Origin of the sequence: Pseudomonas sp. C9, from assembly GCF_002000165.1 — a bacterium.
Taxonomy (GTDB): Bacteria; Pseudomonadota; Gammaproteobacteria; order Pseudomonadales; family Pseudomonadaceae; genus Aquipseudomonas.
The window spans coordinates 4,331,825-4,345,750 of sequence record NZ_MPAK01000001.1; the positions used below are offsets into that span (position 1 = coordinate 4,331,825).

Annotated in this window: 10 protein-coding genes; 9 read left to right on the plus strand and 1 reads right to left on the minus strand. The window is 49.9% G+C overall.

Translation table 11 applies throughout. The features are described from left to right. The first annotated feature begins 7 nt into the window (after positions 1-7). From BMS17_RS20220 to BMS17_RS20255, 8 genes are all read left to right on the plus strand, one after another. Positions 8-1,390, plus strand: a complete 1,383-nt coding sequence (locus tag BMS17_RS20220) for an ABC transporter ATP-binding protein (RefSeq protein WP_046031833.1) — start codon at positions 8-10, stop codon at positions 1,388-1,390. A 7-nt stretch (positions 1,391-1,397) separates the two neighbouring features. Further along, positions 1,398-2,444, plus strand: a complete 1,047-nt coding sequence (locus tag BMS17_RS20225; RefSeq protein ID WP_077431584.1) for an acyltransferase — start codon at positions 1,398-1,400, stop codon at positions 2,442-2,444. Positions 2,445-2,497: 53 nt separating this feature from the next. Then, entirely contained in the window at positions 2,498-3,286 is a 789-nt protein-coding gene (locus BMS17_RS20230) for a glycosyltransferase family 2 protein (protein WP_218191592.1), read from the plus strand. Between the two features lie 31 nt (positions 3,287-3,317). Beyond that, a complete protein-coding gene (locus tag BMS17_RS20235; RefSeq protein WP_139348101.1) occupies positions 3,318-5,753 on the plus strand; it encodes a hypothetical protein in 2,436 nt (811 codons plus the stop codon). Between the two features lie 231 nt (positions 5,754-5,984). After that, on the plus strand, positions 5,985-6,986 hold the full coding sequence (locus BMS17_RS20240; protein WP_077431586.1) for a lysylphosphatidylglycerol synthase transmembrane domain-containing protein: 1,002 nt from the start codon (positions 5,985-5,987) through the stop codon (positions 6,984-6,986). A gap of 42 nt (positions 6,987-7,028) precedes the next feature. Further along, positions 7,029-8,051, plus strand: a complete 1,023-nt coding sequence (locus BMS17_RS20245; RefSeq protein ID WP_046031766.1) for a glycosyltransferase — start codon at positions 7,029-7,031, stop codon at positions 8,049-8,051. Positions 8,052-8,056: 5 nt separating this feature from the next. Continuing rightward, on the plus strand, positions 8,057-9,076 hold the full coding sequence (locus BMS17_RS20250) for a glycosyltransferase (protein WP_139348102.1): 1,020 nt from the start codon (positions 8,057-8,059) through the stop codon (positions 9,074-9,076). After that, a complete protein-coding gene (locus tag BMS17_RS20255; protein WP_046031767.1) occupies positions 9,073-10,299 on the plus strand; it encodes a glycosyltransferase family 4 protein in 1,227 nt (408 codons plus the stop codon). Before BMS17_RS20250 ends, BMS17_RS20255 begins: the two co-directional genes overlap by 4 nt. A 56-nt stretch (positions 10,300-10,355) precedes the next feature. Here the strand turns inward: BMS17_RS20255 and BMS17_RS20260 are convergent, their stop codons facing one another. After that, complete coding sequence (locus BMS17_RS20260; protein ID WP_046031768.1) at positions 10,356-11,552, minus strand: acyltransferase; 1,197 nt, start codon at positions 11,550-11,552, stop codon at positions 10,356-10,358. A gap of 337 nt (positions 11,553-11,889) precedes the next feature. Between BMS17_RS20260 and BMS17_RS20265 the strand changes: the two genes are divergently transcribed. Next, entirely contained in the window at positions 11,890-13,884 is a 1,995-nt protein-coding gene (locus tag BMS17_RS20265; RefSeq protein ID WP_046031769.1) for a nucleoside-diphosphate sugar epimerase/dehydratase, read from the plus strand. The last annotated feature ends 42 nt before the right edge of the window (positions 13,885-13,926 follow it).

The following is a 13,926-nucleotide window of genomic DNA, read 5'->3' on the forward strand; positions in this document are numbered from 1 at the left end:
TATGGACATGACTACAGAAGTAAAACCGCAACCGGTCATCGAAGTTGTTGGTCTTGAAAAGGCCTACCACATTTATGACGCGCCCCATGACCGCCTGAAACAGATCTTTCTCGGTTGGAAGCGCAATTACTATCGCGATTTCCTCGCACTGAAAGACGTCAGCTTCGAAGTGCTGAAGGGGCAATCAGTCGGTGTGATCGGTCGCAACGGTGCCGGTAAAAGCACTTTGCTGCAACTGTTGACCGGGACACTGACACCGACCAAAGGCTCGGTGAAAATTAACGGGAAGGTCGCCGCAGTCCTGGAGCTGGGTTCGGGGTTCAATCCAGAGTTCAGCGGGCGCGAAAACATCTACCTGTACGCCAGTTTGTTTGAACTGAAGAAGTCTTGCATTGAGGAACGGTTCCAGAAGATTGTCGACTTCTCGGAACTGGGCGATTTTATCGATCAACCTGTAAAGGCCTACTCCAGTGGTATGCAGGCTCGATTGGCGTTCTCCGTAATTGCTCATGTCGACGCAGATATTCTGATTATCGATGAAGCCTTGTCTGTCGGGGACGCGTTCTTCGCGCAGAAGTGCATGCGATTCCTGAGACAGTTTCAGGAGCAGGGCACGATTCTATTCGTAAGCCACGATCTTGCTGCAGTAACGGCTTTTTGCGATCACGCTATCTGGCTTGAAGGTGGTGTTGTTCGCGATGCTGGCAGCGCGAAAGACGTCTGTGAGAAGTACTTTGCGCAGCTCTACATGCAACATACCGGTGCCGAGGGCGCGGCTCCGGTGGCGGTTGAGGCAGGCGTCGAAGAAGAGATCGAAGATGTAGTCGAAGAAGAACCAATCGACGAAGTTATCGAGCAACGTATCGTCATGCATGACGATGAGTCCATCGCCAAAGGGGCTCAAGAAATCGAGAGCTTTGGCTTCAACCCACAGTCTTCAACATTCGGGACCGGTGGCGCAGAAATACAAAAAGTCAGTTTCACCAATGCCAACGGTCGCCAGCTCACGGTCTGTGAGGGGGGGGCTGAAGTTGTCGTCAAGGTTTCAGCCAAGGCGATCCACGATGTGGATTTGCCGATTATCGGTTTCATCATCAAAGACCGTTTGGGGCAGCCTTTGATCGGTGGCAATACCTACCACTCCTATAAAGAGTCACCGGTCAGGGTTGCTGCAGGCAAGCGAATTGATGCCGAATTCCATTTCAAGCTACCGATTCTGGCCGTTGGTGACTATTCGATCGTGGCCGCTATCGCCAACGGTACTTTGCATGAACACGTGCAACTGCATTGGATGCACGACGCCGTATTGTTCAAAGTAGTTGCTACGAGCATCGACGGCGTCATCGTCGGAGCGCCGTTGGACAAAATCATTCTTACCTCTAAGGCCTGACCCGACCATGACACAACAACAAGATCCAGGGCGGTTAGCCTGGGCGGATGCTTGCCGACTGATTGCGATGTTTGGGGTGTTGCTCATCCATATTTCGGCACCGATCTTTTACGATTATCGAAATATAGAACTCAATAGTTTCCTGGTCGCTAACGCCCTCGACTCGATCGCGAGGGTTTCTGTGCCGCTGTTTGCAATGCTTTCCGGGGCATTGTTGCTGGGGCGAGACATGTCCAAAGGGCTGGGCGGGATTGTGTCCAGGGTTCTGAAGGTCGCTATCCCACTCGCGTTCTGGAGTGTGCTGCACGTTTTCTGGCTTAACTACTGGACCGGGAAACCGCTCGATGTTCCGAATGCGCTGTTCCAAGCCCTGCAAGGACCGGTGATGTATCACCTGTGGTTTGTCTACATGACCATCGGTGTTTACATTCTGCTGCCTATTCTCCAACCGATTTCGGTAGCTCTACTGGCTAGCAAACGATTCGCGGCTTATTTCTTCGGCGTTTGGTTTGTGATCAACGCGGTGACAGTTTACTTTCCGGTCAACATCCTCACGCATCTAACGCTCTCCAACTTTTTGAGTTGGCCTGGCTACTTCCTGCTGGGGTTCTATCTCATTCGCTCGGATATTCTGAGTAAGTTTCCTGTCTGGTGCAGCGGGGTCGTCTTTTTCCTGGCGAGCCTGGCGACGTTCCTGATCAGTTGGCGCCTCAATTCGTTGTCACCCGTTCCGAACGAGACCGCCTTCCTGTATTTCAGTCCTAACGTATTGATTGCAGCGTGCGCCGCATTCCATATGATCAGGAAAATCCGGGTGACCGCTGTGTTGATCCGCCCTGTGGCGTTTTTGTCGAGCATCGTCTTCCCAGTCTATTTTATGCATTTGTTGGTAATCGACCTGATCAAGGCAGGGATGTTCGGATTTACCTTGAACCTTGCCGCCATGTCGACATTCACGGCAATTTTCAGTCTGTCGCTGGCAACCTTTGCCGTTTGTCTAGTTCTGGCTGCGTTGACTCGCGTGATACCTTATTCGTCAAAACTGGTTGGCTGACTATAAAATTTTGATAAAAGCCGCTTGAAGACGGCTTTATACGAGGGGGCAAAATGACCGTAAACGAATCGATGGGCTCATTGCAGCAGGATTCCTCGGTAGAGGATCCTATAGATCTCACCATTGTTATTCCTTGCTTGAACGAAGCGGAAAACATTGTCGGTATTCTTGATAGTGTGAAAGCAGCAGTCGCCGGGCAGCCGTTCACCACTGAAGTCATCGTTGTCGACGATAAAAGTGATGATGAAACGTACAGCCTTGCATCCGCCTGGGGGGATGCCAACAAAGTCCAATTGCCGGTTCGAGTGATCAGCCGTTCATTGCATCGTCGCGGCTACGGTGCCGTTGTTCGGTACGGTGCAGCCCACGGCATCGGTCGGTATTGCATATTTGTCTCCGCAGATGCCGTTGACCCGATTCACTTGATTCCAGCGCTCTACAATGAGATGCAGAAGGGCGCCATCCTGGCTCAGTGCTCGCGTTATATTCAAGCTGGTGATGACGGAACCATTCCATTCAAATACAAATTCTTTCAATTCTTCTTCCGAATTGGAGTGCGTGTAGCGTTGGGTCAATATATTCCGGACTCGACCTACGCATTCAAAATGTTTCGCAGAAGAGAGACCCTGGGCGTTGGGCTTAGCCAAAACAGATTCAGCATTAGCCCGGAGATCACCTTTAAATCTATTTTGATGGGCGGCGAAGTCAAATATATCGCTGGTGCGCAAGGTGTGCGCGAACGTGGGGTGTCAAAGTTTATCTTCCGAAAGGAAGGACTGGGTTTTGGGTATTGCTTGATTAGGGCTTTTTTGCACAAAACGAAATTAGTTTATTGGTTTTGATGTATTTATAGTCAATGTATTTGGAATCCCAGTGCCTAATTTTATTGTTTCGTTCTTCAGATGTTTGCCTGTAAGTCGTCGTGTTCTTGAGGCTTATTTAGTAGCGTTGATTCTGATCGTTGCTGCTTTTCCTGACGTGATTTTCAATCAGGCTAGCTTGCGATTAACGGATCAGATAACGGGTGCTTTTAATGGGGTTCCTTTAAAGCCTTTTTACCCTATTCCAAACTCGACTGGATGGTGGGCGGGCTACAATGATAATGGGGGGGCTACTTATCAATCGGAACCCATGATCCAGTTCATGGCAAACAGTATTAAAAATGGAGAGTCGCCTTATTGGAATCCTTATTCGGCGGCAGGGGCTCTAGGTCCAGAAGCGCTTGTTGATCAGAAATTTTCTTTTTTGACCCTTCTCAATGCGGTGATGGGTGGCAGTTCAATTGTCTATAATCTCGTTATCTTGGGGTTTGCCTATTTCGCGGTGTTCTTTGTTTACCGGATTGTCAGAGAGCGATTTGGCCTGACAGCACTGGCAGCGACGTCTGCCTGTATTTTTTACTTGTTAAATGGATACATCACTGCAAATTTTGGCTCGAATGTCACTCAGAGCTATTTTCTCGTTCCGCTGTGCTTGTATGCGGCGTTGTCGTTTGTTCAGTTTACGTCTGTGTTGAGATGGATTTCGGTAGTTCTATCCTTCGCATTGTTTTTTTCGTTTACATTTATGCCGACTACTATTACCTCGATCATTGCGATGGGGGTCGTAGTGATTGGTTTTATTGTGCAGGCGATGAGAGAAAGAGACTGGTCAATCAAGCATGTCACTTTACTGTTGTCCTTGCTGGCGGGCGGGCTGTTGGCGTCGTTGCTGTTGTTGGCGCCGCTGTATTTTCCGTTTGTGGAGAGCCTCTCCAGTCTCGGAACATTGGATGATTATTCGAAGCGCGTATTTTGGTCGCTAAATTTTCCCTATGCACTCGCATCGTTCTACTCTCCTTCACACTTGATTGAGTCTTATAATGCGATGGAGCCCGCGGCGATTCTTTGGGACACGGGTGCCAGCTCTAGCTCTATCATGGGGAATACTGTCTACCACAGCGGAGTCATCGCTATTGCGTTAGCGGGATGTGCTCTGTTTCGAAAGACGGATCACTTCAAGTGGCTGGTTCGATTGAGCTTCATCGGTATTACGCTTGTGGTGGTCAGATTGTTTGATCCGCTGTGGATCAACTTTATTTTTAAGTATTTGCCTGTTGTCGGTAATATTGGAAGCCAATATTGGTGGCCAGTCATCATGACGTTGATGACGTTTATGGTAGGTTTTGGTGTTGCTGCAATTCAGGCACAACGGTTCAGGTTGTTTCCCGCTTTCATCCTGATGCTGATTTGTTGTGCTTCTGTTGCAGTCATGTTCAAGGTTTACGGGCTTCGCGAGCCTCATATTGACTACAAAACCAACTCCTTGATATTTTTGGTTGGGTTGTTGATATTCATAATGTTTAGTCTACTGTTGATTAGGGTGTTTAATAATTCACGCTTTTCAAATCTGCTGATCGGAAGCGCTCTGATTGTAATGTTTACAGAGTTGCTGGTGGGTGGGAAGATGATTCGTTTTGAAAGAAATGATCTATTTACGAATATTCCTGTCGCATTGAAGTATGTAAAAGATAACGCCGGTTTGTACAGGTCGTTAAACTTTGGTCAAGGCGGGCTGTATCCTGAGTTGGGCTCTGCGTTTGGGATTCAAGAACTTACAACTATCAACCAAGGTTTATTGCCTGCCTTTAAGGACTACTTCTACGCGTCCATAAATCTGGAGAGTCGCCAGCGACTCGGCTTCCATCCGACGTTAGCACCGGAGGGAGCCTTTCCTTCATTGATACTCATTCAAGACACCCCCTCGAGTAATAAAATTGACTGGGCGGCTGTCAGTCTATTGGGCGTTAAATACCTGATCCTGCCTACCACTTACACTTCCTATCGAGCCGAACTAAGGTCGCTTGGCTTCTCGGAGGTTTTCGCAAGTGATGCAAGTGTGATTGTGGAAAATAAAGGTGTGTTGCCTCGGGCTTTTTCAATCGATAAACCAGTCGGGGACGCTGGCGCATTCAGTCTGGCGCGTGGTTTCGAGAGTACCTTGGCTCCGGCATCCATTGACTCTTATCGTAACGGGATGGTGTTGATCTCGGGAGCAGTCAGTCGCGAATCCCTGGTGGTACTGACGGATAACTGGCACAAAAACTGGTCCGCAACCTTAAATGGTAAAAAAGTACCTATCCTCAAGATCAACGGCACGCTGCGTGGCATTGTTGTTCCAGCAGGAGATTATCAAATTCGAATGGACTATCAGCCTGCTTCCTTGTCCGTGGCGATTGGCTCTTCTCTTTTTATTATCCTGTTTCTGATTGTCATTGGTTTCAAGCGAAGAGGTCTTGACACCGCAGTGCGGGCCCGCCTTGTCTCATGAGATGTGCTGGTCGTGGCAACCATCAGTTCAACAGGCAGATTCTGTTGTGGACAGTATTTGCGCTGCAAAGCTAGTTGTTTTCAAGCGCTCCTCTTTTTTGGATGAAAAGGGGAGTGGATCACCCTATACTCCCGCGCAGGGACGGGGTTTCAGAGTAATCCTGGCTGACAGATCAGTAGTATGAGTCAGTAAATCATTGTTTCACAAAGCCAGAGTTGAGAGTTGAGTTTTATGCGCCATATAAAAAAAGGCCACATCTTTTTACTTTTGAAAATTTTGGTAGCCGTTGCGTTGGTTGTCGTATTGTTAAATAGCGGCCAACTAGACTTTGGCTCGATTGTCGTTGTTTTCGATAATCTTAATTATTTCGTTCCGGCGTTGATTTGTCTTTTTTTAGGCATAGTGATCAGCGGGTTTCGTTGGTGGTTGCTGTTACGCGCAACGGGTAATAATATTCCGCTGGGGACGGTGATTAACCTTCAACTTATCGGTAGTTTTTTCTCTACCTGGTTGCCCGGGGCTGCGGGAGGAGACGCTGTCAGAGGGGTGCAGGTTTTTCGGTTGTTAAATAATGGCAGGTCCACGGCATTGTTATCTATTGTTACAGACCGTGTTTTTGCAATGATCGGTCTGATTTCAATCGCAGCGTTAATTAGCTTTTTTCTATCAGCTGCCATTTCTGCCGATGCGACTGTGTTTGAATACATGGGCTTACTCAAAGTTCTTGTTTATCTCTCCGTTGCAGGCGTGGTATTCGGCGTGCTTGGTGTGTATTTGGCATTGCGCTTTTCTGTGATTGGTTACTTCCCTGCGAAGGTTCGTCATTACCTGCATCCTTTCGGTGTCACCATTCTTATGTATCTTCGTGCATGGCCAACTTTGCTTCTGTGTTGGCTGGTGTCAGTGTTGGCAACGGGTATTGTCATCATTGGCATGGTCACAATCGCGTCTATTTTCCCCTTCGCCGCGAACCCACAGATCACGGCCATCGCAGGTGTTTTTGGTAACTTGTTTTCTGTCATCCCTATCACGCCTGGTGGGTTAGGGGTTGGCGAGTCCGTATTTTCCAAGGTTTGCGTCGAGCTTTCTGCTCGGATAGCCCCCTTCGCTACGATTTATTTCAGCTTCCGGGTAGGGATGCTGATCGTGAACATCCCCGGTATGATTGTTTCCTTGTTCTACAACACTGCAAAGCATCGAGAAAAAGCGGATTCTTTGAGTCGTATTCAGTGAGCTCTATTTTCAACGTCGGGCAAGGGCAGGGCGGTAGCTGAGATGAGTTTTTCCCCAGAGGCGGGTTTTGTTTCTGACCGATTTAATCCGTTGGTGACGATTGTTATACCGGTGTATAACGGCGCTGAGTTTCTGGCGGATGCTATTCAAAGTGCGCTAGACCAAACCTACAGTGCTATCGAAATTATTGTCGTCAATGACGGCAGCAATGACAGTGGCGCAACTGAACGTGTAGCCAGGTCCTTTGGCAATGCTATCCGCTATTTCTCAAAGAGTAATGGCGGTGTTGCATCAGCGCTAAATCTGGCCATTCTGGAAATGTCCGGCGATTATTTTTCCTGGCTCAGTCATGATGACCTCTACGTCGCGGACAAGATCACCAATCAAGTCGCGTTTATATCGGCGCATGGCGATTCTCAGACTATTGTTTACTCCGATTTCTCTATTTTCACGGATAATCGGGTGGACGGTGCTGTGCCTGTCGTTATGCCGGGTGTGCGTGCGGAACACTTTCGTTACTGGATCACGGCTGAAAGCGCATTACATGGCTGCAGTCTGCTAATACCGCGGTCGGCGTTCGACAGCGTTGGCCCTTTCAACGAAAGCTTACGAACTACACAGGACTACGAGCTTTGGTTTCGGATGGCGGCTCACTATCGCTTCGTCCATCTTCCTCAGGTCTTGATGGGCGCTCGTAGCCACGCCAATCAGGACACGCATAAGATTGCCGATGTCGCTTTTAAAGAGGCCGGGAATCTGTATCTCGAATTTGTAAAGTTGATTGAGCCTTGCGAAGTACCTGGTAATTCGCCGGTGGAAATAGGCATCAGCTATTTGCGGTTGGCTTCGAGTCTGTGGCAACGAGGTTTTGACGATGCAGCGGCTCATTGTGCCGCAATGGCGCGCCACTACGGCGCTTCTTTCGTTCAGGTTGTTGTCGCACAATTGATCGCTTACAGCGCCAGGATTGCCAGGCGAGTCGCCCGCACGTTATTTTCACCTCAAGCCAGACAGGTTATACGCCGATTTGTCGCTCGTATGCCTCCTTTCCAGCGAGGCCGATAGTTTCCTTGAACAATCCTCAAAAGCTGTTTTTGCATGCGCCTAACGTGCATGTCGGTGGCGGTCTGACGCTTCTGAAGGCTCTTTACTCAGCGCCTGAGTTGAGCATTTATTTTGAGCAGGTGGATACCCGAGCGATACAGCAACTGCCGCCATCACTTGGTGAAAGGCACTACGTCCGTCCATCCCTTTTTTCCCGATTGGCGGCAGAGGTTCGCCTGTGGCGCCGTGTCGCCAAAGACGATCTGGTGCTGTGTTTCCACGGATTGGTGCCTTTATTTCCATTGAAGGGCGAGGTAGTTGTTTTTCTGCAGAATCGAATTCTGCTTACTGAGGACAGCCTGCAAGATTACCCTCTTAAAACGAGAGTGCGCCTTTCGGTTGAACGCTTGATGGTCAAGAGACTGGCCCGCAGAGTGAAGAGGTTTATCGTCCAGACGCCTTCGATGGCGGTGCAGGCCCAATCCTTCCTGGGGCCTGGGGCAACTGTTGTGATCTGTCCTTTTGTTGTTGCGACTCCGGCGTCCGTTGAGACGCTTCAGGATAAACGCTTTGATTATGTTTACGTGGCCAGTGCCGATCATCACAAAAATCACCACAAGCTTTTAGAGGCTTGGTGTCTATTGGCACAACAAAATGTTCGACCCCGGTTGGCGCTCACCGTATCGCATGGCTCATCGCTGGCAATGGAAATTGAAAGGCTAAAAGAACAATGGCAGTTGAACGTGGTCAACTTTGGGCATGTAAGCCCGCTCGAGGTTACAGCGTTGTATGACCAATCAACTGCGTTAATTTATCCCTCTACCACCGAGTCCCTTGGATTGCCATTGATCGAGGCCAATGAACGAGGGCTGCCGATTATTGCTGCTGAACTTGATTATGTTCGAGACGTCGTTGAGCCGGTTCAGACCTTCGATCCCGATTCTCCTGTGTCCATTGCTCGCGCAGTGAAGCGGCATCTTCGAATAGTCGAATGCCCTCAACCGGTGCATGGACCTGAAGTGTTTTTGAAAGAAGTCCTTCGATGAAAGTTTTGGTGTGGACACAGTATTTTTGGCCTGAGAATTTTCACATTAATCAGGTAGTTGCCGAACTACGTGAACAGGGGATGGACGTCACCGTACTGACGGGTAAACCAAACTACCCCGATGGAGAGATTTTCTCGGGTTATCGCGCTTTGGGTATTCAGACCGAGCATCGCGAAGGCGTGGAAATTATCAGATTACCCTTGCGGCCTAGAGGTAAGAGTTCGGCCAAGGGGCTGATACTGAATTATCTTTCGTTTATTGCGTCGGGCTATGTACTGGGCCCATGGGCATTGCGCGGGCGATCTTTCGATGTGGTGTTTGTCTATGCCCCGTCGCCGCTGCTTCAAGCGTTGCCGGCAATATTTATTTCCTGGACAAAGCGTGCCCCTCTTGCATTGTGGGTACAGGATATTTGGCCTGAATCCTTGCAGGCGACAGGTTTTATCAATAATCGTCGTATTCTAAAATTAATTGAGTACGTTGTTCGTTATATTTACCGTTTTTCCGATTCGATACTTATTCAATCCGAAGGTTTTCGGAGCTCTGTTCAGCGGTTATCCAACGATACGAGCAAAATAAAATTTTTCCCGAATTCTGCTCAAGACTCCGCTGTTACGGTCGAGCCGAGTTCGCTGGACATGAGTCGTGTTTCTGGTCAGTTCTCGGTTGTTTTCGCCGGGAATGTTGGTATCGCTCAGTCATGTACGACTATCGTCGAGGCCGCGAGGATTTTGCAGGCCTACAAAGATATTCGGTTTTTTATTGTCGGCAGCGGAAGTATGGAGAATACGATTGCTGGCATGATTCACGATGAGCAGCTGGATAACATCGAGTTGATCGGGCGTGTGTCGCCTGAGGAAGTGGCAAGCATTTATGCTGCGTCCTCTGTGCTGCTGCTGACCCTGAGAGACGATCCGACATTGGCGGCCACAGTGCCTAGCAAGTTTCAAAGCTACCTGGCCGCGGGCAAGCCCATTATTGCATGTTGTAATGGGCAGACAGTGCAACTGCTGGCAGAAGCGAAGGCCGGGTTGAGCTGTGCCGCGGAGGACTCCCGGCAATTGGCTGAGTCAGTGCTTGAGTTGTATGGCAGTGAGGCTGCCCAGCTCGAAAAAATGGGTAAAAACGGACGCGATTTTTTTCTCGGTCAGTTCCATTTGCCGGCCAAGGTTTCTCAATTGATCAAGCACTTCAAAAGCTTGGTAAACAAACCCAGGGATTGAATCTGTAAGTAGCGCAGTGGGGAGAGGAAATACCTTTTCCCCACTTTCTGACGGCCTCAGGAAACCAGTTCTGGTTTGACTGATCGAGTCTGTACCGGTGCATTTTCGCTGTTGAGATATTTGTTCGCTTTGGCGATGCCGCGTTTGCGTAACGGGTTTTCGATCAGACGATAGTTGGCTTCGCAAAGTACCACGATGAGTACGATGGCGGTTGCCAGGAATCGTACAGTGTCCGAGCCGTTAAACTGTGCCTCGGGCCCTTCGATACGGAACCAGATTTCGCGTGTGGCCCAAAAGACAGGGTTGTGAATCAGATAGATCGCAAAAGAGCGAGTACCAATGTAAGCGAGAACTTTGCGGTACGTTCCCGACGGGAAAAGGTAGCCTGCGTTATAAGAGCCAACCCATACCAGAATCACACACATGATGCTGACCAGAGTAAACACGAACGGCACCACACCACCGTACGCAGGGATCATCAGAATGCAGAGCACCAGGAAGGGCGCCGCCACATACTTCATGATGCCATTCTTGAGAAAGGTAGGCTGGATAAGATGATATGTTTTGGTGTTCTGGAATATGGCGAGGCCTACACCCAGTAGAATGCCGTCAACCCTGCTGAACAATACATAAGTCATTGGTGTGATCATGTAGTACATGATGGCGGTGGCCAGCAGAATCACCCCGGTCAGAATTGAGATCCAACGAATTCTCAGAAAGAAGAGGAAAGGAAATAGAAAGTAAAATTGCTCTTCCAGGGAAACACTCCAATAAATTGAGTTGTTTCCACATAACTTGTCACCCAGCGTGTGGACATAGCAGCTTGCGAAGTGGAAGTTGGACAAGCTTAATACGATTGACAGGGCGTCAAACAAGTTTGCCTTCAGTGCGCCAAAGATTCCGGATTGGTTAAAGAAAACGGAGCACACGCAAACAACCGCAATCCATAACCACGCGGATGGCAGGATTCTGTAGGCGCGACGTATGTAAAAGGAAACTACTTCTTTCACAAAACGTGTTTTGTCTTCGCGTCTGGCGGTGGAATAAAATGTCTTGTAAAACGCGTTGGCAATCACGTAGCCGGAAATACAAAAAAAGATGTCAACCCCGGCCCACAACCCTAGCGTTATCTGGCCAATTGTCGGATTCCAGTAGAGTAGATTCCCCATATGGCCCAGAACTGGTAGAAATACGGCGATGGCGCGAAGCGCCTCGATTTCATGGTTTTTTTTATTCGCTGACATGGATGTCATGTGTAAACCTGTGGGGTTGATTTTCAGAATCGGTGTTTCTCTTTCGCGTGAAAATGACGCAAAAACCACGCCTCTGTTTTCAAGAGGTATGCTGCACGTCCGTTAGGGGCGTGTCGTCCGAGAGTTTCCCTTTTTATTTCTGCCCGATGAAGGCGTTTCAAAATGAGAGTGCTTTAATAGCATCATGCTCGTAATGTTAAAACGCCTGTCTCCGGGCGCGCGATGCTATCACTGACTTATCCTCTCGTCGTTTTTTTTCTGTGATGGCACACCCGACCTACGTACAATGAATTTTACCGGACCAGACAAGGGAGCAGGCAGATTGGGACAGGGGTATATGGATAGACTACGCATGTTTTTGCTGGAACTGCCGCGTCGACAGAAGCGGTTGATTCAGGTGCTGACAGACGTTGTTCTCGTTTGGATTGCCCTGTGGATGGCATTCATCGTGCGCTTGGGGATTGACGAGATGATCAATCCTTTCAAAGTCCATTTCTGGCTTTTCATTTGTGCTCCCGTAGTCGCTATCCCCCTGTTCATTCGATTCGGGATGTACCGGGCGGTCATGCGGTATTTTGGCAACGATGCGCTCGTCGCTATTATCAAGGCGGTCAGCCTTTCGTCGTTGATCCTGGCGCTGGTGGTTTACTGGTACAGCAACCACGAGGCCGTCGTCCCGCGCTCCATTATTTTCAACTACTGGTGGCTCAGCCTCGTGATCATCGGCGGCTTGCGTCTATGCATGCGCCAGTATTTCATGGGCGATTGGTTTACCGCTGCGCAGCATGTCCCCTTCACCAGTCGCGATGATGGCTTGACCAAGGTAGCGATCTACGGTGCCGGCGTGGCGGGCAATCAGTTAGTAGCCGCGTTGCGGATGGGCCGGGTGATGCGCCCGGTCGCGTTTATCGATGACGACTCCAGTATTGCCGATCGTTCTATCTCCGGGCTGCAGGTCTATAAGCCCAAGCATATCCAGCAGATGATCGATGTGACCGGTGCCCAGGAAATCCTCTTGGCGTTGCCGTCTTCGACGCGAGCCAGACGCCGGGAGATTCTTAATTTGCTGGAAGGTTACCCGCTGCATGTGCGCAGCGTGCCGAATTTCACCGATCTGGCCAGTGGTCGTGTGAAGGTCGAGGACATTCAGGAAGTCGACATCGCCGATTTGCTGGGGCGCGATGCAGTACCGGCGCAGCCTGATTTGCTTGAACGCTGTATTAAAGGCAAGACGGTCATGGTGACCGGGGCGGGTGGTTCGATTGGCTCTGAGCTTTGTCGTCAGATTTTCTCTTTAAGACCGACCACGCTACTGTTGTTTGAACACAGTGAGTTCAACCTTTACAGCATTCTCTCGGAATTGGAGCAGCGTGGTATTCGTGAGTCGGTTTCGATCAAGTTGTTGCCAATCCTTGGCTCCATCCGTCACCAGCACAAGCTTCTCGATGTCATGAAGACCTGGCGCGTGGACACCGTCTACCACGCCGCCGCCTACAAGCATGTCCCTATGGTGGAGCACAACATAGCCGAAGGCGTGCTGAACAATGTGATCGGAACGCTCAACACGGCCCAGGCGGCATTGCAGTCGGGTGTTTCCAACTTTGTGTTGATCTCCACTGACAAGGCTGTCCGCCCTACAAATGTGATGGGTAGCACCAAGCGTCTTGCCGAGTTGACCCTTCAGGCACTGAGCCGTGAAATTGCCCCTGTCCTGTTCGGCGATAAGGCAAATGTGTCACGCGTCAACAAAACGCGCTTTACGATGGTTCGTTTCGGCAATGTGCTGGGGTCGTCGGGGTCAGTCATCCCGCTGTTCCACCGCCAGATCAAAACCGGTGGCCCGTTGACGGTTACCCATCCGAAGATCACTCGTTATTTCATGACGATTCCCGAAGCTGCCCAGCTGGTGATCCAGGCCGGCTCCATGGGACAAGGCGGCGATGTGTTTGTACTGGACATGGGCGAGCCGGTAAAAATTGTCGAGCTGGCAGAGAAGATGATCCACCTGTCTGGCTTGAGCATCCGGTCAGAAAGGAATCCCCAAGGCGATATCTCCATTGAGTTTACGGGCCTGCGTCCAGGCGAGAAACTGTACGAGGAGTTGCTGATCGGCGATAACGTATCGGCCACCCAGCATCCAATGATCATGAGTGCCAATGAAGACCACCTGCCATGGGACGTCCTCAAAGGGCGCTTGACCGAACTGCTGGTTGCCGTAGAACAGGACGACTATTCCCGTGTCCGCCAGCTCCTGCGCGAAACCGTCAGCGGCTATACCCCTGATGGCGAAATCGTCGACTGGATCTACCAGCAACGCCGTCTCGAACCCTGATTGTTTCACATCCTGCAATAGACACATTTTTGACAGTTCCAC